This window comes from Yersinia vastinensis (assembly GCF_044905075.1).
GTDB lineage: Bacteria > Pseudomonadota > Gammaproteobacteria > Enterobacterales > Enterobacteriaceae > Yersinia > Yersinia vastinensis.
The window spans coordinates 545,813-566,519 of the sequence record NZ_CP173260.1 but is presented as its reverse complement, the minus strand read 5'-3'; the positions used below and the strand labels follow the sequence as shown (position 1 = coordinate 566,519).

Below are 20,707 nucleotides of genomic sequence, written 5' to 3'. Positions count from 1 at the left end.
AGTTTCTGACTATGAACATCGTATAGGGATTTCCATGAGTGAAATAGATATCCAGGGTGATGAGGCTCTGGTTACACTGCTGCTGAACGCGGATAAAGGCGATATTGATCTGCTGATCGATTACATCACCAACACTGGCAAATTTGGTTTTTCAATGTCAGACAGCGTGAAGACCGTATTGCAGGACGCCAAGCGCCACGATGTGCCCGATGAGGAAACTCTGCGCCTGCTTGTGCGTGAGTTACAGCATTTTGGTGGTAATACCTTCGTAAATCTGTTTCGCCGTAACGGTGTCGGCTATAACGAAATTGTGGATGACGTTGCCAGCCATCTGAAGATTAAAGCCCCAACCTCTTCCACTGTAGAAGAAAAAGAAGCGCTGATCATTGACGGTGTCTTTACCTCATCATGGAAAAAAATGTCGGATGATGAACGCGGCCAGATTCTGCGAGATATGGGCATAAGCCCATCTGTCAGCATGGATAAATTATCCAGAATGGATATGCCCGTCTGGCAGAGAGCAGCATTAGTTGCCAATGGTCTTGCCGAAACTACAGCAGGCAAAGCCCTGCCATTGATTGCAGGGCTTGGGATCGGGCGTGTTTTGGGAGTTCTTACGGGGCCGGTTGGTCTGGCTATTACCGGTCTGTATACAGCCTATGACATCTCAAACCCGGCATTTCGAGTGACCCTGCCCTGCGTAGTGCAGATTGCCTGGATTCGTTTAAAAAACTCCCGCAAGTTCCGACTTGCCACCCAATCATCACCAGCCACGATGCCTGCTCTCACATACGATCAACGCTGGGGTTTTGGGCAGGATATTAACCAACCTGCGCTTACGGTTTCGACAATTCCACCTTCGGAACTTATCAGCACAGAAGCGATGCAGGAACAGGATATTACAGGTATTTCACGCCTGAGCCCGCTGTTGCAAACGTTGCCCTCACTGGTTACATCTCTACATGTTGCCAGCCATCAATATATGGAAGTCATCATTAATGGCCCTCTGGCGAATGTAAAAGATGGCCCAGGTTTTCGTGGATTCAGCCTGGGAGAAAAAGGTATTAAGGAACATGCCGTTCTGCTTAATCCTGACAAACTCAATCAACTTGTTAACGCTGGTATGTTGTTGAATGTTGCTTCTGCTGTGTTGGCGCAAAAACATCTGGCAGATATCAGCAAGAAATTGACGGAAATTGTTGAGGCAGTGCGTGAGGTTTCTGCGTTCCAAAACAATGCACGTAAGTCAGAGATCATTGGAGCTATACAGTATTTGCAGCAAATTACCCCCTTGGTACTAGAGGGGCAATGCTCACCCGCAATACGCCAAAAACTGGAAGATATTGAAGTCCAGTTTTCCGCCCTGCAGGCACACTTACTGACTGATATTACTGCTGCTGGCGACAAAGTGTCGGCGCTTAAAGACCGTGGGCTCTTTGGCAGTACGGAAATTACGAACAAGATCCAAACCCAGCAAAGGATCCTTGATGAACGAATCCATGAATGGGACCTGGCAATTAAGGTTCGTGTGCAAGCATTGCATCTTCTGACTCATACCGAAGGGGATACAACACTCGTCAAGCACCGCCAACAAACTATTGTTCATAACAATCAGCAGTTCGAAAGTGTTATTGACAAAGTTGAGCGTCAGTTTCACCAGCGGATACAAGGCATAAGCGCATTGACGGAACAGAGCAATACTACCAATGCCAATAAAGTATTACTGCGGAAATGGACGACTACCACGTTAATGCAGCAAAAGATGGCTATTGAAGAAGCCCATTTGTCGTTCACGCAATTCCAACAAGGATTGTTGGCTGAGCAACCGCAATCTGCACGATTACTGGTAGAAATGCAGGATGGGAAACCGGTGAAATGTTTTGAATTGCCGCTTGTGTAAGCAAGACGTCTTCTTCTGAATGAGTAATCGAATGGACTATCACAATTCTTCACTGGTTGAGTGGCTACCGGAATTTTTTCACCAATGGCCGAAAAACATTGAGTTGACCAGAGAAAAAAATAGAACAATCAATATTAATACAGCAGAGCTAACTGAGTTTTTAAGCCAGCTCTTTGAGCCACTGAAAGTTGTTCAGCATCGCTCTTTATCTTTTGATCCCTGGGAAGTAGCAGGCCTTGGGCGTAAAGAAGTTCGTAACACAACAGTTCTTGCCTGGCTTCTTGATCCCGAGGGAACTCATGGCTTCGGGAGACTACCTTTACAGGCATTCCTGCGGGCAATACGACACAACAGGAATGATATCCCTGAAGATTATCTTCACTACTGCCGGGTACAAGTTGAAACGAATCCTACTGGCGATAATACCAATCGTGTTGATGTAGAAATCGATGCGGATAACTTTTTTCTGCTTATCGAGGTGAAAATTGATGCCTGTGAGCAGCCGGAACAAGTCGCCCGATACTGTTCTGATGCCAGATTACGCGCAATGTCACGCCCTTGGGCCGTTATCTTTTTAACGCCTCGTGGCGGAAAGCCGCTGACCTGTGGTTTAGATTTCAAACCAGAGGATGTTCCCTGTATGTCCTGGCGACATCTCGCCATAGCCTTAGAGACTTCATTACAGTCGCATTACAAAGAATTCATTTCTGCCGATAAGCAATCACCTTCGCGTCAAATGGCTGCGCATGCCGCATTTTGCTTTCTTAATCGAGTTCGTACATTTTAATTTAAGGGATTAGACATGAATCCACACAGCGATGCGGAACGTCAGGCTGGTATACTGATTCTTTCGCAACTAAAGATGTTTAACGAAGCTGTTGTTTATTTTGAACAGCATTTAAGCCCAGCCTTCTGGAAAAGCTTTGATCAGTGTGTTGAACGATTTATGAAAGACAACAACTGGATAGGTAAAGCAAATTACGAGCACCAGGACTATTGCTGGCTGGCGCATCCAGCATGGGTCATTGAAGGCGTTAACTGCAAATATTGGTTTGAAAACAGTTCGACAGTTACTGATGGAAATGATTACATTTTAGCTGTCCTGACTGGTACGGGAACCGAGCAGGGGCAGTTTGGTTTTGAGTTTAAATTGAATGCTGGGTATTTTGGTGGAGTCAAAAAGATTGCTAGTTATGCGAGTAATATTCAGCAATCCTACCGTGAGCACCTGCAAACTCTAGGGCTATTGGAACAAGGGAAAGGTAACTATTTCCTACCTATCACGATTGAACCTAATTTACTCACTGAATGCTGGAAAGAGCATGGTGAGTTTCCAGTGGAACATGAAGTATTTTTTCCATTGCAAACAGCTCTTGAGAAGCTACTGCAATCTACAAAAATTCTGGATGCTATATTTTTTACCGAAGCGCAGATTGCGGTAAGTGAATAAGTTTAAATAATTAACGTTATCTGGTTTGATTTGGCCTTTCCCGCATAAGAAAGGCCATTGCAGTAAAAATTATCCCCGACTACACCCGAAACTCCTATCTCCCTCACCAAATACCTTTGTATCGAGCTTGGTCAAATAATCCAGTCGGTCAAGTAACTCATTGTATATGATGTCAAAATCTGGATCATTTACGTTTAGTAAATACCTACAATTCTCTGGAAAGTGAACAAGATCACGGCAATCTTCAAGTTCCAGATCGAGAGCACTATACCAGGCCCTGACTATCAAGTTGCTAAGTGTACCACTATGCTTGAGATGCCCCAGATGGTAGTAAGCATCCTTGTTAAAAAATAAGCAAACGTGGAAATGGCATTTGCCATTCTTTGAGTATTCTCTCACCCAGACATTTCGTACAACATTTTTGTTAACCCTGAATCCAGCAAACTTTCTGCGATGTTCATGCGCTTCTAAAATCGCTTTAAGCGAATCCAGAAAACGTGATATTGCACCTGGTTCAAGATTAGGAAAACAGCATACCGTATCACCATTATCAAAAATTGATGGATAATGAAGATCTATTCTTAATGCCATAGTCCGTGAGAACTGATTAATAGCGTTACTAACTGTCCGAACAATTTTATCCTTGTAGGCAAGGATGTGATCACCATGAGTACCTTGGTAAAGTTCCATAATATATCTCTGGTTTTATTATCCCTGTAAGTGCACAGGGATATATTAGTAATGATTCATTCAGCGTTGTTTATTCGATAGCTCAATCAACTATATATTACCTTTCCTACATTTAAATTAAGACAAAAGCACTCCCCTGCCTACACTGGCAGTTCCAAAATAGCTCTGCAATTAGTTATAACAAGCAAATATCTCGATGATATTTCTTACTTCATTACCTCATTAAATCCCCCAAGCATCCATCGCCTGTATAAAGATAGTTTTTCCTTTTTTAGCAGCCTTTATCTTCCCTTGAGAATAAAGAATGCTTAATAGTTCATTTGCTTTACCGCGGTCCCTGAACCTGTTAGGCCCATACTGCAGTATGGTGTTTTTCCTCATGTATGGTAAAAAATTTTGATTGCAATGTTCTTTTATCCACCAATAAAGCTCATTTGCATCTGTATTGACCGTATCTAGCTCCTGTTGTTTGGAAAATAATTTTATATACTCATCTACGTACCATGCACTTATTTCTATAGCAGCTTCTGCAGCGGTAAGAGATATATCCCCTTCATCACCATTAAAATAGTGTAGTAATGCAGCAATCCTCGCCATATTTTCAGCGATCTTAGATGCATAATCTTTAAAGTCTGAAAGAAATCCGAGTAACCGCATTTCTGTTTCAACTTGATTATAAAATGCAATCCATCTCTGTCCTGCCTCTGGCGAGAAATGCAGGCAAATACGTTCATCTTTGTTTGCGATACTCTCAGTGACGATCTCCATTAATCGCTCATGGAACACAGGCAAATGTTCACTTGAGACAACAGGATTAGTTATTTGTCTATATCCTTGTGTTGAAATGGGACGACAAATAAGTGTACGAGCAAAAAAACCTATACCTTTTGCCACATCCCCTTTTCTTTCAATATACCTATTTATAACTACAGGCTGAACCTGCAGGGAAAATGTCAATCTGGCATTTTTTATTAACCTCTCAGGTGCGTTTTTCCTTTCGACTGAATACGACGCTCCATCCCACATTTTGTTGATAAACGGTAATTCATTTAATGTATAACCATTAAACACTGTGCCTGCTTCGTCTGATATAATGCCAATCGATCGCCAGTCACCACAGAGATACTCTTTTATCGCCGCTGGTGTGGTATCATTAAAAGTCAACTTATATCTGACAGGCTCTACAGGATAACTATCTTGCAGCATACTCAGACTTTCACGTGTAATGGTTGGATCTTTGCCACCACGGATCTCTGACTTAAGTTTTGACATCAAAGCTTTTTCTTCCGCCTTGAAAATCTTTACGTCATACTGCCACTTAATTATTTCCTGTTTATAAAGATCAAATAACCGTTCCTCTAGTTGGTAAATGGGCTTCATTAACAACTTACTTACCGTGCTTTTCCGTTCCCCTGATTCCGCAATTGTCACAATAAAAAGTGATGTTGGGCTCCGCAGATTATTCAATCTACAAACATCAATTCGGTTCTGACAAACAAGAGAAATAACACCAAGCATCTCTGCTGCAACCATGGGAAGTGGTGCCTGAGTTTGTTGCACCACCTCATAGATTGCATGTCCCACTCTTGCAGGGAACTTATGTATGGGGAACTCTCGATCTCCCGACATAAAACCTCATCATTATTTAATGTTAAAAATGCCTCCGGTTGAGTTGCTATTCCGCTATTAATAGTGGAAATAGCAAGATGCATTCCCAACCATTAGAAGAAAAATACAAAAAAATCATGGTTCTTAGCGTTCATTAATCCAGTAGAGTAGATCGCTAAGCAACCACCCGCACGACTTAGCCCCAAGTGATTTGCGTTGAGGAAACCTCCCAGCCTTTTCGAGCTTCCAGGCTGTCGAACGAGAAATCGAAGTGATATACTGTCGCTCTTTTTCCCGCACCAGACGGTCACCTTTCTCACCGTAGACATGCAGAATTTGCAGCCGTTGTTCAGGGGTTGGAATGATAGATGTTGTACTCATACTGCCTCCTTTGTTTCAGTGGGTGCAGCATGAATCAGTGTGAGCGTGGAGAAAAGCTGAAGAGCTCTTGCTAAGGTCTTATTAAGCCTTTAGCAAGAGATGTTTTTTCATTTTACTTTCATTAGGTTAGCAGCCATTTTAGAGGTGAAAATGATACTCCATTTTCTTGGTGATGACCTGGCAAGTTCGTTCAATATTTGAGCTACACCTGATGGTGTCTTAGCAAGATTTTTGCCTTTGCAATAAAGTGTGATTAAGCACGAAGCTATCTTTGAGTGCTGAGGCTGATGTTTGTAAGGTTGATCTCTTTTTTCAGATGTTTCTTCGAGGACTTTTTTTATGGTTGATTGCGTAACTTCAATTCCATTACTTAAAAGAATTGTGCTGACATTTGAATAAGTCACATTTCCATTAATGCTAAAAAGTTCATTAATAAGCAAAACCATTGCAACTCTGTTAATGGGTGGGTCATATTTTTCTATATTATTATCTTCATTAGATGAAAATAAGTCACGCAAAACTTTACATCCAGAATCAGCTATATAAACCGTTTCAAAGGAAACATAAGTATCTTTATTAAAAAGCAAACAATCACGTTCATCCCGACCAAATATTTTAACTTCCCCAGGAATAGTATTCCAAGATTCATTAGCATTTTTGAGACTGTAATTATCCCTTGCTAATCGAGTGGTGCTTGTAGGTTGTAGCCGCCAAAAACCACTAGCATATCCATTGTAAATATATTTAAAAAAAGAACTGCCGCTAAAAACCGGATACTCATTTATTTCAGATTGGTCACAAGGTATGAATGTTCTTACTGCAAACTGAGAGCTATCCTCATGTTGATAAAAGTCTCCTCCTGCTCTGATATCAAAAGTATCATAACGATGTTCTTTTTTATTCGCATAACGAATTATTCGGCAGTATTCTGAACGAAGGTTAACATAGAGACTGATTTTATCATCCAGCCATGTGGATATAATATCCTTCAGTCTCACTTTAAATTCTTTCGAGAACTCGTCAGCACGACAAAAAGTATCGGGGATATCAAATTGTTCAGGAATATTAAAAAGCTCAGAAGCATCAAAAAAATCGGAGTTACTTGTCATTTATCGCCACCAATGCATTGACCTTATAAATTACAAAGGATTATATCAAGGTAAAGCGATGAGTCTAAAAGCTATTTAATGACAAGTAAGTATTTTCATCATCTCAAATCAAGAGATGTACAGCGCTACTCTGTAAACGATACAGGCTTTCACCGTGCAATCCCAATTGATGTCAGCCTTGCGGGCTGTCCCTATCCACACTAGAATCAGTGCAATAAAACAAGGTTATCACCATGACAAAAAAATCAGTACACAGCCAGATCACTAAAACTCAAATTTATCGTTCCGTTGCCAGCTCAACCGCAATAGAAACCGGTGTTTCTGTGCAAAAAATTGAGCAGCAACTCAAACAAAATCAGGCACAGGCGAAAGCCGTGGGCCTCGCCCGCTAGTCTGGCAAGATATCGCCCACTAGTTGCATCATGGGGTTGTAGTTCCCTGATACGCCTGCCTGTATTGCCTTGAAGTAAAACGTCTTGTGTTCATCCCATAAGCTGTAATCAAGTAAGCTCTTCCCTGCCAGAACCGACAGCACATCACAAAGCAGCCGCGACAGACGCCCGTTACCTTCTCTGAATGGGTGGATCAAAATAAACTCCACGTGGCATTCAGCCAGATAACTAACCAGCTCCAGACGAGTCAGGGATTTCAGTTCACCAGACCGGGAAAGAAACTGCTTCTCGAAACTATCAAGCAGCAGCGGAATCCTGTCGGCAGCGGCAAACTGGAAACCATCCTTAGTTAAGTTGGCATTACGCAATCTCCCCGCCCAGTCGTACACGTTCCCCAGCCATTGACGATGCCAGCCGCTGATATGGTCAAAAGCCAGCACCGCTGGCGGCTGGCCTTCGATAAATAGCTGTTCATAAAGCATCAGCAGCAAGCCAGACTCAAGCGCCTCCATTTCCTCTTCATCAGTGATCCCCAGCTTATTAGCCAGCACCAAATCCCCAGAGCCCGGCTGATACCTCTCTTCTGCTGAATTAAGCTCATATTTTGCCAAGCTCTCACCTCCGCCCAAACAAGTTCACAACGTTGTTTTCCTGATGTCGCTGATAGTTGTTGACCCGATCTTCCCAGATCTCAAGCGCCCTACGCTTTTCAGTCAGGTAATCATAACGATCATAGTGTTTCGAGCTGACGTCGTTCAAAGCGTGATTCTGGATACGGTCGCGGATCTCTTTGCTGATCCCCGCCTCCCCCATCAACGTTTTACAGGTGCGACGTAAATCTCGCGCCGTGAAAACTTTAAACTCAGGATTAAAGGCCCGGAAATACATGATGGAACGCGCCAGGCTATCAGTACGTACCGGGCGCTCACCGTTGGTTGATAGCGGAAAAATATAGGGACTGTTACTTTCCTTAGTCAGCTCTTTAACGGAGGCTAACTCACTTAAAGCAGATTCAGTCAGCGGGATCAGATGCTCACGCTTGTTTTTCGATACATCAGCTATTACCAGCAACGTCTTTTGTTGCCAATCAATAGCACTCCATTGGCTGGCAATCATTTCAAACGGACGCTGCCCGCCAACGTAAGTACAGAAACGAATTAAGTGTTGCATCAAGGGACCCACTCCTGTCGCCTCGGAGAAATGTTCCATGACAAAACGAAGCTCTTCCAGCGTTAGCCATGTATCACCAACTTTTTCCGCCGAAGACTGCTTCGGAATGGCCGATACCGGGTTAACTTCAAGACCGAACGTAATACCCACGCTGGAATTCATCGGATCGTTATCAGCCTTCAGACCGTAGTTAAATGCCGCCATCAAGTAGGAACGAATTCGGTTCGCATGGACCACCGCATCACGCTGGATAATGCCTGAGAGGATGGTTTTGATCTGCAGAGGTGTTACATCCTTCGCTTTGGTTTCACGAGGGATAACCGTATAGCACTCTTTTTCAAGACGCTTCATGACATCAGCCCAAGTCCGCTTGTTGTCGAGCTTCATCTTGTTAACGTAGCCATACACCAGTTCTTCAAACGATCCTTGAGAACGATGGATCTGCATAATGTGCTGCTCGGCCAAGCGCTGTTGCTCAAACTCTTGCTGGGGCTCTTTTCCTTCAACAAGCCAGGCACCATACTTTTTCGCCAGCTCATTGGCCGTCACCAATTTCATCTCCGGCCAGATGCCCAACTGGATGAACTTCTCTTTCTTCCCTTTCTCAACGTAGTAACGGAAATAAAAAACCTTGCTGCCTGAAGGCTGAACCTTAACGCCAAGTCTGCCGGTGCCACGCTGAGCGCTGTTGCTCCACACGTAGTACGACGTACTTTTTGTCTTCAATCCACGTATAGCAGTCTCGGTAAGATTAGCGGCCATGAGGTTACCTTTCTGAGGATAAGCGTTACCTGACCCAGTGCCCATTTTGGGTCAGGTAATGGGTCAGGTAATGGGTCAGGTAAGGATAGTACAATGGGGAAATGAGAGAACCAATCAGAAACAAAAATAACTTCATAACAGATTGATTATAGACAATTAAAAATACAAACAAAGACAATGACGAACAATTAAAAACATACCAATTTTATGACTCATAATCGCTTGGTCACTGGTTCAAGTCCAGTAGGGGCCACCAAATTTAGAAAGGAGTTAGATGAGCAATCGTCTGACTCCTTTTTTATTTGTTTTGAATCACCGACGATGCTCTGTTTAGAATAAACAACACAAAAAAAGAGGTGCAGTTTTCACTGGCACCTCAAACGTCAAAGAAGAGTGATGGATTTAAGGATAGATTTTATATTTCTCGCGTAGCTTTAAATAATTATTAATGCCGGGTTGCCAGTTGGATTCTAGATAATTTACTGTTTCATCAATGGTCAATTTCCTTTCTGTGGCTTCTTCCATTAATTTAACCAAACTGCGTGTACCGGTTAATTTAGCGAGCCAAAGGGGACGGATTAAAAAGTATTTTTCCTGATAATCCAGATAGTTGGACTCCATTTGTGGTGGGATGACCATTGAATAACCCGCCTCTTTAAATTTGAACCACCATTCAACAAAATAACGTATCGTCGGTTGGATATCGGTTATATCTGTTGCAGAAAATCTCTCGCCACAGACTTCTTTCCCCGCATGCGGCCACCCTGTTTTCTGCTGGTTAATATCAACGTCATAACAGGTATTAATATAAAACTCCTTACTTGGGAACCCTAATTGCTCAAAAGGATAATCCGAGCCTCTCCCCATATTGACACTGGTTGCTTCAAATATTCCCAAAGAAGGATAGAGATGAATAGCCAGATCACTGCGTAAATTGGGCGAAGGTCTCACCGGCAATGAATACGGTGACTCATGTGTATAATTCCCCATGGCGATGACCGTCAAATTCTGAGGAGGAAACTGATAGGCTTTGACACCAAAAGCTTTCCAATGAGTATCATCAAAATGCGTTAGCCATCCCTCATTCACTATCATCTTAGCAAACTCACCCGACGTCAGCCCATGTACCATAGGCACAGGATGCATCCCTATACCCGAGATATTCTCTTCTTCAAGAATTGGTCCGTAGACATGATTACCCAGCGGATTAGGTCTGTCGAACACCATAAACTGCTTATGGTACTTTTGCAGACTTTCCAGCATATGGTGCATAGAAATGGTGTAGGTAAAATAACGGACACCCACATCCTGTAAATCATAAATAACAATATCGACATCAGATAATTGTGCCTCGGTAGGATGTGCACGCACGCGACCATCCTTATCTCGACCATACAACGAAATAATAGGGAGACCGCTCTGTTTATCAATATGATTATCATCGCCTAACCCAGCCTCAGCATTTCCACGTATGCCATGCTCAACAGAGAATAATGTTGTCACAGTGAAATGGTATTTTTTTTGCTCAGATAATAATTTGTCGATGGTATGACGCCCTTCTTTATTAATCGAGCTTTGGTTTACCATTAAGCCAATGCGCTTATTTTTAAGTTGTGGTCCATACACATTTTCCTGATCGATACCTAAAATAATGTCTTGAGTGACCTTGGCATAGCCAACATTTATCATAAATAATGAACACAGACACAATAATGTTTGCAGGAAATATCTCATTCCTTATCTCTCACGATTAATGAATTAATATTCTGATATAGCTTAATTAATATCAGAAGTTATGCCTCAACTCTACCGCCCAGAACCAAAAATTGTTACTGGTCTTATTGTTATTTGTCCAAGTCTGCTCAGGACGATAATAAGTATCTGCAAATATTGAGGTTTGCTTCGTCAGTGGATAAAGCACTTGGAAACCATAGCGGCTACGATTTTTTTCTTTATACAGTGTTTCATGATTATTCGAGTCACGAAAACTCTGTGTCCCCTTGACCAAGGCCAAGCGCGTATAGGGCATCAGTAGTAAACCATTATCAAATTTATAGCGGTAAAGGCCCCATAAGAAATGCTCTTTGTTATAAAGGGTATTTACCAACTGTTCATCAATGTATAAATAGTTGAGCCAAAGTGAGTTTTTCTGGTTAAAAGTGATATTAGCCCCAGCGAAATGCTCATTAATTTGACTCCAATCTCGTTTATAGACTCCGTAATTTCCTTTGGCACGTGCATAATCTAACTTCCGATCTATCAAGCGAAATGAGAGACTGGCGTTAAAACTTAGACTTTCTGAATATTTATAATATGCCTGTGGACGGATCCAAATTTCGTGCCGTTCTTCACCTTTACGAACATCTCCCTTATAGGCAGGATCTGCCAGTACTGGATTATTAATCGAAGGGAAGTGCCAGTTGTCGTTACGATAACCAAGACGTAACTTTGTATTGCCACTTTTACCATCATAAGTAAAAGGAAAAGTTCTGGTGACCCCAGCCTGCCAACGTGTACGGTCATATTCTGGATTATTGTCCAAATATGTTTTTAAGAACTGAACGTCATATAACCATAATGAGTCATTCTGATAGATATACGCACCGACATAAGGTGATGTTGCCATACTTCCTTTGATAAACTTCCAACTTTCGTCACTGTCTATTTCTTGCTCTGCGCCAATATAGGTATCAAAATTCCATGCTTTTTGTCTTAGCTTATCTTGTGCCTCTTTTTTTTCTTGTTCTATTTGTTGGATTCTTTTATTTAACTTAATAATTTCTTGGTCATAGTCAGTTTCAAATTCATCGGCAAATACGGGCATGCACATCGCTATGGCGCTAAGCACCATCAATCCTTTTGCTATATTCATTTTAACCTTCCGTGATATTTATAACATTGTTAATCCATAACCACGTGGATAGAGTATTTGGCTATTATCTGGTGTTCTAATATCAACAGGTAACTTTCCGCGAGGCTCTGCCAACACATCTAACTTACCCTTTGGTCCTTGGAATAATGTTCGTAGTCCGCTGCGAATGTTTGTTTCCAGACTGTTGCGTACGTTATTGGTCACATCAAATCCAGTAATACCATAAATTGCGATATTAGCTTTAACACCAGATAAATAGGCTATGTCGTAAGGATTTCGGCTAGATATCACCACTAGAGGGATATTCTCTTTGTTAGCAGCATCGATAATTCGCTGCGCATTAACAGGATTAAGCTTAAGGTTATAAGTTGCCAAAATAATAAAGTTCTGTCCCTTGATCTGATTTGCTATATCCTCAGAGCTAATATCATCTTTATCCAGTTTGATCACTTGGCTTTTAACATCAAAGGTGACATGAAATTGATTTGCAATATCATGAAGGTGTTTGGTAATTAGCTCATTACGTGGTTTTTCATCAGAAAACACCATTATGCCATTCTGCGGTTTAAGATGATAAGGCAAAACATTATCGTTTTTAATCAGTGTGATAGCCTGTTCAGAGATAAAGTTCTCAATATTTTTATGATTTTCTGAAGCAACAATTTTTTCCGCTATTGCAGTATCATGTGGATCTGGAGAAATACGCTTATTGAGTTTGGTATAAATCACCCGCTGCGCGGCATCATCAATGCGTTGTTTAAGTGCTGGGTCCTTTGCAGATTCAGCCTTCAAATAGCCATAAAGTGCATTAAGTTGTTCAACGCTAGCGCTATTTTTAATTTCCATCGGCATTAATACAATGTCATTCCCCGCCATAATGGCTTGTTTAATAGACCAGTTGCGATCAAAATTGTTGGTAATAGCCCCCATATCCATGGCATCAGTCAGAATTAAACCATTATATTTAAGCTGATTGCGTAAAATATCCGTTAGGATCGGCTTCGATAATGTCGCGGGGGTACCAATTTTCTCGCCTTTAATATTTGTCAGCTGGGTGTTATCAAGTGCCGGTACGACAATATGAGCAGTCATAATGGCATCGGTCACCGGCATAACATCAACAAAGGGTTTTAGCTCTATTTGTTGCCATGCAGCTTTATCAATATTAACAGTTGGTAGCGCAAAGTGAGTATCCGAGGAGACATTGCCATGGCCGGGAAAATGTTTTAGCGAAGTCAGTACATTGGATTTATGAATACCCTGAATATAACTACGTGCTAACTCCCCCACCAGCACCGGATCATCTGAGTAAGAACGGACCCCAATGACAGGATTATTTTGGTTATTATTGACATCAACTACTGGACCAAAGTTAAAATTAAAACCAAGGCTGGATAATTCATAACCATGTACACTCCCGGCTTGTTGCGCCAGTTTTGCTGATCTTGTCGCCCCTAATGCCATATTTCCCGGCATTTCAGTCCCGACTCGTAAACGGGTGACATATCCCCCTTCTTGATCGGTGCTAATAAACAACGGTAAATTACTACGAGCACGCTGTAGATTATTAATGAGCTCAACTGTCTGCGGGGTATCAATTAGATTTTCTCTAAAAAGAATAATTGAGCCTAAATGGTAGTCATGAATTATTTGGCTGACAGTATCATTGATTTCAGTGAAGGGCTTTTTATCACTGCTGTTATCATTACTCCACGAACGAATATCAACCATCAATATTTGCCCAAGTTTTTCATCAAAATTCATTTTAGAGATGACTTTTTCAGCTGATATTTTTGGTGATAACCACATTTCTTTAAGTTGTGAGTCTGGAATAACACCTGCATTTGTGCAGGTGCTAAATAATAGAATCGCGGGTATTATTTTTTTCATTAATTCCTCCGTTATTTACGTTTGCCGGGGGATTTTACTTTTTAGCTCACGCAATAAAGTGATAATTATCACAGTTGATTGATTCACCATTTTTCACTAAAAGGAATATTATTATTCCTTTTTTATAAGTTTATTTCCTAAAGCCTGATACTTAAGGCTCTGGAGCAAGGAATAACTTTTCGACATCAGGAATACTTATTATTATTTTTTTCTCGATATCACTATTTAACAGCCATCCATGACTCATATTGTAGGAAATCTCTTACTAAATGAAAACTGTAAAAATAAAAGCTGGCAATGAGATAGCCTGGATATATCACCTACATTACTGAAAATGCTATTCGTCCCGGCTCGCATATATCAATCATCCAGATTATTTATTGTCATACTTGCGTTCAGTATCAATGGTTTAGCCATTTCTTGTCGCAGTTGCATTAATGCCAGAAAAATCAGATCGGTGAGTGTATTTTGAGCCGTTCGCGAAGAAATCGAAGAGCTTCTCCACTCATTTTCATCAGAAATACTCTCAAGGACATAATCTGCAATTTTAGCCAGCGGAGAGACTTTGCTGCCCGTAATGGCTATTACAGTTGCCCCCTGTGCTTTAGCAACAGTTGCAGCAATTCGCATATCTTTCCTTCTACCGGTGAAAGAGAGGACTATCTGCACATCTTTAGGGGTCAGTGTCAGGGCAGCAGCAATCTGCACATGAAGGTCGGCTTCAACAAGGGTCACTATACCTATCTTCTGTAATTTGTAACTCAGGTCTTTTGCTGTAAGCCCTGATCCCCAAATCCCCACAATCTGTACTCGTGAGGCGGTATTAATCAGAGAGACAACATGCTGGAAAACAGAGAAATTTATCTTGCGAGTTGTCTCCATAATGGAGGCCGTTTTCTCGTGTGCCAGTTTTTGCGCCATCACCATCAGTGAATCTTCTGATGAGATGGAGTTATGTAGCGCTTTATGTGGGTAAGATTTAAATAAATTATTCCGTCCCAATTCCTCGCTAATGGCAAGTTTCAACGCAGGGAACCCTTTCATTCCAATCTTCTGACTAAACTTTACGATGGCTGATTGGCTCACACCAGCATCCTCTGCAAATTGAGAGGAAGAAATGCTGAGGATCGCCTCTGGGTTATCAAGAATATATTTTGCAATTTTTTGCTGATTTTCTGCCAGCTCAGGCAGTAACCAGGTTATTTCATTTAGAATCGACATCAAAAATTTCCCTGTAAAAAACAATAGATTATTCCAGCATCAATACCTTTATTACCTATGCGTAACTGCATAATTATTATGAATTTCATTTTTATATTTGTGGTTTTTTATCTGTGCTTATTCCTCAAATTGCTCATGCTTAGAATAGATTTTGCCGTGATAAACATCACATTTAATAAATAAATAATTCCTTAACATCGCCGATAATTTAAATAAAAGGAAGTCCCAATGAAGATTAATCTAAGCTCAATGGTTACGGAAAGCCGAAACCCCGCTAGTGCTCAAATTGACACTCTTTCAACACTGGATATGCTCGAGATTATCAATAATGAGGATAAAAAAGTCCCTTTTGCGGTAGAAGAAAAACTGCCTGAAATAGCTAAGGCGGTTGATCTTATTGCAGAGGCTTTCGCACAAGGCGGCAGATTAATTTACTGTGGGGCAGGGACTTCTGGGCGATTAGGCATTCTGGATGCCAGTGAATGCCCACCGACTTATGGTACACCACGGGAGATGGTCGTTGGCCTCATTGCTGGCGGAAATACCGCTATTTTACAGGCCGTTGAAAATGCCGAAGACAGTCGTGAAATGGGCGAACAAGACTTGTGCAACCTTAACTTTAATGCCCGTGATGTGCTCGTCGGTATTGCTGCGAGTGGTCGCACACCCTATGTCCTCGGAGCGATGGCTTATGCGCATCGTGTTGGGGCGACGGTTGTGGCCATCTCTTGTAATCAGAATAGCGAAATGAGCAAAGTAGCAGATATCGCCATTGAAGCCCTCGTCGGGCCAGAAGTTGTCACCGGCTCTTCACGAATGAAAGCAGGAACCGCACAGAAATTAATTCTAAACATGCTAACGACTGGCGCCATGATCCGAAGTGGTAAAGTTTATAGCAACCTGATGGTGGATGTTGAGGCAACCAATGCCAAGTTGGTACAACGCCAGATCGACATTGTTGTTCAGGCAACGGAATGTTCCACCGATGAGGCGCAAGACGCACTTAATGAATGCAACCGCCACTGCAAAACAGCCATTATGATGATACTAAGTGGTCTGTCTGCTGAAGATGCGGGAGCGATCCTTAACAAGAATAAAGGATTTATCCGTAAAGCACGGCAGGAGATCAAAGTATAACTATGGCAAAAATAACGGGTTCGACGATAGAACAAATTTTACTCTGCATTGGTGGGCGTCAAAATATCACCGTCTGCGGAAACTGCATGACAAGGTTGCGTCTCACGTTACGAGATCGTCAGCTCATACAATCAGAAAACCTGAAGAAAATCCCCGGAGTCATGGGGGTGGTCAATGGCGACGATCAACTGCAAATTATTCTTGGCCCGGGCAAAGCTCAAACGGCCAGCGAGATGATGAACAAGGTTTTAAGTGCTGAACCACAGCAGGCCAATGGCAGCACTGATGATGTTGATCTACAAGTGCTGGCAAGCCAGACCAAACAACAGATGAAAGCAAAACAGAAAAGTGCTGTTCATAACTTTCTGACCAAATTCGCGACCATCTTTACCCCACTTATCCCGGGCTTCATAGCCGCAGGCTTATTGCTGGGTATAGCAACGCTACTGCAACAAACACTGGTTTTGGAAGGTGTAACCCCATCCTCATGGTTGGTGGGGCTTATTGCTTACATGAAAGTGTTCAGCATCGGGTTATTTACTTTCCTGAGTATCCTCATTGGTTTTAATACTCAGAAAGCTTTTGGTGGGACCGGCGTCAACGGTGCGATTATCGCTTCGTTATTTATTTTACGTTATGTACCAGAAGGGACCGTTGGCTATTACGCTGGGATGGAAAACTTCTTTGGGCTGGTGATTGATCCCCGCGGCAATATTATTGGTGTTCTACTGGCGTGTATGGCGGGTGCATGGATTGAGCGGCAGGTGCGCCGATTTATTCCTGATAATCTGGATATGATCCTCACTTCGACAATCACGCTACTGATTACCGGTGCAATTACCTTTGTGGTCATTATGCCTTTAGGTGGCGAGCTGTTTAAAGGCATGTCTTGGTTGTTTATGCATTTAAATGGTAACCCTTTTGGCACAGCTATTCTCGCTGGGCTATTCCTGATTGCCGTGGTTTTTGGTATCCATCAAGGGTTTGTGCCGGTCTATTTTGCCTTAATGGATGCGCAAGGATTTAACTCGCTATTTCCTATTTTAGCCATGGCGGGTGCAGGCCAAGTGGGGGCGGCATTAGCTCTTTATGCGCGGTCACCAAAAGGGTCTGTTCTGCGAACTCAAATTAAAGGGGCTATCTTCCCTGGACTATTGGGTATTGGTGAGCCACTTATTTATGGTGTGACGTTGCCGCGCCTGAAGCCATTTATTACCGCCTGTGTCGGGGGGGCTGCGGGTGGCTTCTTTATTGGTCTTGTTGCTTGGATGGGGCTACCGGTAGGCTTGAATACCGTATTTGGTCCATCAGGTTTAGTGTCTATTCCGCTGATGACATCAGGACAAGGGATCTTTGCCGGAATGCTGGTTTATATCGCCGGCCTACTGATTTCATATATCGCTGGATTTATTCTGACTTGGTTTTTCGGACACAAGAATATCGATTTAAGTTAGCGTGTTATCGCCAAACATTCTTAATGTGGCCCTGTATTACAGGGCCATTCTATTTTATTCAGTAATATGAATTTGTGGTTAACGGCTTTTATACAGGTTATATCCCAGTTCTTGAGCTACTGAGGCCACCATTTTTTGCCCACGAACACTATTGCCTATCGGATCAAGTGGCGGCGAAAATGCGGCAATACCCATCACACCGGGTACAACCGCTAGAATACCGCCCCCAACACCACTTTTACCCGGTAAACCCACGGTATATGCCCAATCTCCTGAGCTGCCATACATCCCTTCCATTGTCATTTCAGCTAGAATAAATGAGGTGTTTGACGCTGTCAGAACCTGCTTTTTCGTGACCGGATTAACACCGCTTGCCGCAAAAGTTGCCCCCATCGTTGCCAGTTCAATGGTGTTGAGCAACGTTGAACATTGACGAGTGTAGACGTCACATGCCTCCATCGGATCGCAGTACATTGCTTGCGCAGAATAGAGTAGCCACGCAATGGCGCGATTATGAAAATTAGTAGTTTGCTCTGAATGGTTCACTTCATCCGACATCGAAATTGGTGCGCCCGCGAGTTGCTGTTGGATCTCTAAAATTCGCGCCCAGCGATTTTCCCGATCACTCGCCTTAATCAGACTCACTGTAGACATCGCGCCGGCGTTAACCAGTGGCGACAACGGCTTACCATTATGTAGCTCCAATGCAATAACCGAGTTAAAAGGCAAACCGGTAGGGTCGGCACCAATTTTGTCTTGCACCGCCTGTGGACCAACATCTTCTAGAGCTAAGGCGAGGGAACATACTTTCGAAATCGACTCAAGGGCAAAGCGAAAATCAGCATCGCCTTGCGAGATAATATCGCCATCAACGGTCACAATGGCCACTGCAGCGAGTTGACTGGGAACACTGGCCAGATAGGGAATATAGCTGGCATTTTCCCCTCCGGAGAGGGTGGCATATTGTGAATAAGCATTCTTAACAGCTTGATTTAGATGAGCTAGGCCAATAGTCATAACACTGACTCCACCGCTTAATGTCATTGAGCAGGGAGCCGAAGCCGCCCTGCTTATACAGAGGAAGGAAACTAACTTTTTGGCGTGTTTGCCGCAGGTATTTTAGTTGCAGCCGTTGCCGTCACATCACTGGTATGTGTTGCCGATAAATTTGGGATGCCCGGATGTCCATTCTCGGCTTCCCACGTAAATGGCGCAAAATCACTGTTGGCATCACGCCAGTGAGGTTTACGAACGAGATAAATCAAAAATGGTAATACAACAAAGAACAATGTCGTGGCGATCAAAATGCCCACATATTCCGTAGGACTCCCTACCGAGATTTGGCTGGGTGGAATAAAGCTGAAGACGAAAGCCAGAATCGAGCCAAGTAGCCCCGCACCACCAATAATCCACATCCCGATAGTCCCACCGGGAATATGATACGGACGAGGCCGGTTCGGCTGGCTGTAGCGTAGATAAATAGCGGAGCCAAACATCAGCATGTACATGATGAGATACAAGATAACGGTCAGTTGACTCATTATTTGATACGCAGCTTGCACCGAAGGTAATACGACAAACAGGATTGCCAGTAAAGTCACCAATAATGCCTGAAGCAACAGTATATGTGTCGCCATGCCATTTTGATTAGTATGTTGCCACCAGCGCGGCAAATATCCGGCTTTAGCCACAACCAGTAAACCAGAGGATGGGCCAGCGACCCAAGTCACAACCCCCGCCAATACACCAATCGCCAATGCAAACGCGACAATCGGCCCCAACCACTCTAGTCCAGCCCACTTAAACATGGCGTCATAAGCAACTAACAGACTTTGTGTCAGGCTAATGTCCGACTGCGGGATAATAAAGGCGATAGCTAAAGTCCCTAATACGAAAATAAGCACCGTTCCCACGGCTGAAAACATAATGGCAATCGGGTAATTTCTATTGGGATTATCCACGTCTTTAACATGGATGGCATTCATCTCCATACCGGCATAGAACAAGAAAATACTCGCTGCCAGTACCACGTTATCGAAGTTGGTAAAATCAGGGACCACCTGATCCCAAGCCAATTCAATTTGTGGTGCTCCTCCGCCAAGTAAGTAGGCGAACCCCAATACAATCAAAATAATCGCCGGAATAATGGTGCCAATAATACCGCCCCATTTTGATACTTTGGCGAACGTCGCAACCCCTTTAAAGGCAATAAAGGTCGCGAGCCAATAAATAAATAGCACTATTCCCAAGACAAAGAATTTATTGGCAGATAGAGCCTCATCCCATCGTTGTTCTGGGCCAATGAAAGCCAGTGAAACAGCTGCAAATGTCAGCGCAGTGGGGAACCATACGGTGACCTCAATCCACAACATAAACATGGCAAGAAAGGCTAAACGGGGGCCAAAGGCTTCACCAACCCAACGGAATACCCCTCCTTTTTCAGGCCAACCCGTGGCTAGTTCAGCAGCAACTAATGACACTGGAATTAAGAAAAATACAGCGGCAAAGAGATAATAAAATATTGAACTCAAGCCATATTCAGCTTCAGCGGGTAATCCCCTGAGACTGACAACGGCCACAATATTCATGATCGCAAGCGTAGCAATACCCAGTTTTTTTACCGGAGCGGCTGGCTTGGCAGTACTGGAGACATTATTCGGCATAATTTATC

The 20,707-nt window shown here is 42.9% G+C and carries 18 protein-coding genes; 6 read left to right on the top strand and 12 right to left on the bottom strand.

Annotation, left to right across the window (positions count from 1 at the left end):
* Positions 1–34 precede the first annotated feature (34 nt).
* Genes ACIOG0_RS02495 through ACIOG0_RS02485 form a run of 3 tightly spaced genes read left to right on the top strand, consistent with a single transcriptional unit; the run spans position 35 to position 3,350 of the window.
* The gene (locus ACIOG0_RS02495) at positions 35–1,900 is read left to right on the top strand and encodes a YaaW family protein (protein WP_145581903.1); all 1,866 of its coding nucleotides are present in this window, start codon (positions 35–37) and stop codon (positions 1,898–1,900) included.
* A 31-nt stretch (positions 1,901–1,931) separates the two neighbouring features.
* Entirely contained in the window at positions 1,932–2,687 is a 756-nt protein-coding gene (locus tag ACIOG0_RS02490; RefSeq protein WP_186372043.1) for a PD-(D/E)XK nuclease family protein, read from the top strand.
* A gap of 15 nt (positions 2,688–2,702) precedes the next feature.
* A complete protein-coding gene (locus ACIOG0_RS02485) occupies positions 2,703–3,350 on the top strand; it encodes a hypothetical protein (protein ID WP_145581899.1) in 648 nt (215 codons plus the stop codon).
* 69 nt (positions 3,351–3,419) lie between these two features.
* Here the strand turns inward: ACIOG0_RS02485 and ACIOG0_RS02480 are convergent, their stop codons facing one another.
* The 4 genes from ACIOG0_RS02480 to ACIOG0_RS02465 all read right to left on the bottom strand — a co-directional run bounded on the left by ACIOG0_RS02480 (position 3,420) and on the right by ACIOG0_RS02465 (position 7,138).
* Entirely contained in the window at positions 3,420–4,040 is a 621-nt protein-coding gene (locus ACIOG0_RS02480) for an inovirus Gp2 family protein (protein WP_145581897.1), read from the bottom strand.
* Between the two features lie 222 nt (positions 4,041–4,262).
* Positions 4,263–5,669 (bottom strand): YfjI family protein, encoded by a 1,407-nt coding sequence (locus tag ACIOG0_RS02475; protein WP_145581895.1) that lies wholly within the window; start codon positions 5,667–5,669, stop codon positions 4,263–4,265.
* A 123-nt stretch (positions 5,670–5,792) separates the two neighbouring features.
* The gene (locus ACIOG0_RS02470) at positions 5,793–6,029 is read right to left on the bottom strand and encodes an AlpA family transcriptional regulator (RefSeq protein WP_022631407.1); all 237 of its coding nucleotides are present in this window, start codon (positions 6,027–6,029) and stop codon (positions 5,793–5,795) included.
* A gap of 107 nt (positions 6,030–6,136) precedes the next feature.
* Positions 6,137–7,138: a hypothetical protein gene (locus ACIOG0_RS02465; protein WP_145581893.1), complete on the bottom strand. Its 1,002-nt coding sequence runs from the start codon at positions 7,136–7,138 to the stop codon at positions 6,137–6,139.
* Between the two features lie 233 nt (positions 7,139–7,371).
* On the opposite strand from ACIOG0_RS02465, the gene ACIOG0_RS02460 reads away from it, so the two are divergent.
* Positions 7,372–7,530, top strand: coding sequence for a hypothetical protein (locus ACIOG0_RS02460; RefSeq protein ID WP_145581891.1), 159 nt, complete (start codon positions 7,372–7,374; stop codon positions 7,528–7,530).
* On the opposite strand, the gene ACIOG0_RS02455 is transcribed toward ACIOG0_RS02460, so the two are convergent.
* The 6 genes from ACIOG0_RS02455 to ACIOG0_RS02430 form a co-directional block, all read right to left on the bottom strand.
* Positions 7,527–8,141, bottom strand: a complete 615-nt coding sequence (locus ACIOG0_RS02455; protein ID WP_186372042.1) for a Fic family protein — start codon at positions 8,139–8,141, stop codon at positions 7,527–7,529. The two genes, ACIOG0_RS02460 and ACIOG0_RS02455, sit on opposite strands and share 4 nt — an antisense overlap.
* Positions 8,142–8,145: 4 nt before the next feature.
* The gene (locus ACIOG0_RS02450; protein WP_145581889.1) at positions 8,146–9,462 is read right to left on the bottom strand and encodes a site-specific integrase; all 1,317 of its coding nucleotides are present in this window, start codon (positions 9,460–9,462) and stop codon (positions 8,146–8,148) included.
* Positions 9,463–9,864: 402 nt separating this feature from the next.
* On the bottom strand, positions 9,865–11,196 hold the full coding sequence (locus tag ACIOG0_RS02445; RefSeq protein ID WP_050100746.1) for an exo-beta-N-acetylmuramidase NamZ domain-containing protein: 1,332 nt from the start codon (positions 11,194–11,196) through the stop codon (positions 9,865–9,867).
* A 52-nt stretch (positions 11,197–11,248) separates the two neighbouring features.
* On the bottom strand, positions 11,249–12,334 hold the full coding sequence (locus tag ACIOG0_RS02440) for a hypothetical protein (RefSeq protein ID WP_050140181.1): 1,086 nt from the start codon (positions 12,332–12,334) through the stop codon (positions 11,249–11,251).
* Positions 12,335–12,352: 18 nt separating this feature from the next.
* Positions 12,353–14,224: a glycoside hydrolase family 3 protein gene (locus ACIOG0_RS02435; RefSeq protein WP_050140182.1), complete on the bottom strand. Its 1,872-nt coding sequence runs from the start codon at positions 14,222–14,224 to the stop codon at positions 12,353–12,355.
* Between the two features lie 360 nt (positions 14,225–14,584).
* The gene (locus ACIOG0_RS02430) at positions 14,585–15,445 is read right to left on the bottom strand and encodes an SIS domain-containing protein (protein ID WP_050100740.1); all 861 of its coding nucleotides are present in this window, start codon (positions 15,443–15,445) and stop codon (positions 14,585–14,587) included.
* A 228-nt stretch (positions 15,446–15,673) separates the two neighbouring features.
* Here ACIOG0_RS02430 and murQ point away from each other — a divergent pair, with 228 nt between their 5' ends.
* Positions 15,674–16,582: an N-acetylmuramic acid 6-phosphate etherase gene (murQ, locus tag ACIOG0_RS02425; RefSeq protein WP_050100739.1), complete on the top strand. Its 909-nt coding sequence runs from the start codon at positions 15,674–15,676 to the stop codon at positions 16,580–16,582.
* A gap of 2 nt (positions 16,583–16,584) precedes the next feature.
* Positions 16,585–18,036 carry a PTS N-acetylmuramic acid transporter subunit IIBC gene (gene murP / locus ACIOG0_RS02420; RefSeq protein ID WP_050100737.1) on the top strand — a complete coding sequence of 484 codons (1,452 nt, stop codon included), beginning with the start codon at positions 16,585–16,587 and terminating at the stop codon, positions 18,034–18,036.
* 78 nt (positions 18,037–18,114) lie between these two features.
* Here murP and glsA read toward each other — a convergent pair whose 3' ends face one another.
* Both glsA and gadC read right to left on the bottom strand, forming a co-directional pair.
* Positions 18,115–19,053, bottom strand: a complete 939-nt coding sequence (gene glsA, locus ACIOG0_RS02415; RefSeq protein WP_050100735.1) for a glutaminase A — start codon at positions 19,051–19,053, stop codon at positions 18,115–18,117.
* Positions 19,054–19,124: 71 nt separating this feature from the next.
* Entirely contained in the window at positions 19,125–20,699 is a 1,575-nt protein-coding gene (gadC, locus tag ACIOG0_RS02410; RefSeq protein ID WP_050100733.1) for a putative glutamine/gamma-aminobutyrate antiporter GadC, read from the bottom strand.
* Between the last annotated feature and the right edge of the window lie 8 nt (positions 20,700–20,707).

Bases quoted from the DNA above. Each gene is read 5' to 3' on its own strand.
- murP (WP_050100737.1), top strand. From the start codon at position 16,585: ATGGCAAAAATAACGGGTTCGACGATAGAACAAATTTTACTCTGCATT.
- ACIOG0_RS02485 (WP_145581899.1), top strand. From the start codon at position 2,703: ATGAATCCACACAGCGATGCGGAACGTCAGGCTGGTATACTGATTCTT.
- gadC (WP_050100733.1), bottom strand. From the start codon at position 20,699: ATGCCGAATAATGTCTCCAGTACTGCCAAGCCAGCCGCTCCGGTAAAA.
- ACIOG0_RS02430 (WP_050100740.1), bottom strand. From the start codon at position 15,445: ATGTCGATTCTAAATGAAATAACCTGGTTACTGCCTGAGCTGGCAGAA.
- ACIOG0_RS02445 (WP_050100746.1), bottom strand. From the start codon at position 11,196: ATGAGATATTTCCTGCAAACATTATTGTGTCTGTGTTCATTATTTATG.
- ACIOG0_RS02470 (WP_022631407.1), bottom strand. From the start codon at position 6,029: ATGAGTACAACATCTATCATTCCAACCCCTGAACAACGGCTGCAAATT.
- ACIOG0_RS02450 (WP_145581889.1), bottom strand. From the start codon at position 9,462: ATGGCCGCTAATCTTACCGAGACTGCTATACGTGGATTGAAGACAAAA.
- ACIOG0_RS02480 (WP_145581897.1), bottom strand. From the start codon at position 4,040: ATGGAACTTTACCAAGGTACTCATGGTGATCACATCCTTGCCTACAAG.
- ACIOG0_RS02495 (WP_145581903.1), top strand. From the start codon at position 35: ATGAGTGAAATAGATATCCAGGGTGATGAGGCTCTGGTTACACTGCTG.
- ACIOG0_RS02490 (WP_186372043.1), top strand. From the start codon at position 1,932: ATGGACTATCACAATTCTTCACTGGTTGAGTGGCTACCGGAATTTTTT.
- ACIOG0_RS02440 (WP_050140181.1), bottom strand. From the start codon at position 12,334: ATGAATATAGCAAAAGGATTGATGGTGCTTAGCGCCATAGCGATGTGC.
- glsA (WP_050100735.1), bottom strand. From the start codon at position 19,053: ATGACTATTGGCCTAGCTCATCTAAATCAAGCTGTTAAGAATGCTTAT.
- murQ (WP_050100739.1), top strand. From the start codon at position 15,674: ATGAAGATTAATCTAAGCTCAATGGTTACGGAAAGCCGAAACCCCGCT.
- ACIOG0_RS02475 (WP_145581895.1), bottom strand. From the start codon at position 5,669: ATGTCGGGAGATCGAGAGTTCCCCATACATAAGTTCCCTGCAAGAGTG.
- ACIOG0_RS02465 (WP_145581893.1), bottom strand. From the start codon at position 7,138: ATGACAAGTAACTCCGATTTTTTTGATGCTTCTGAGCTTTTTAATATT.
- ACIOG0_RS02460 (WP_145581891.1), top strand. From the start codon at position 7,372: ATGACAAAAAAATCAGTACACAGCCAGATCACTAAAACTCAAATTTAT.
- ACIOG0_RS02435 (WP_050140182.1), bottom strand. From the start codon at position 14,224: ATGAAAAAAATAATACCCGCGATTCTATTATTTAGCACCTGCACAAAT.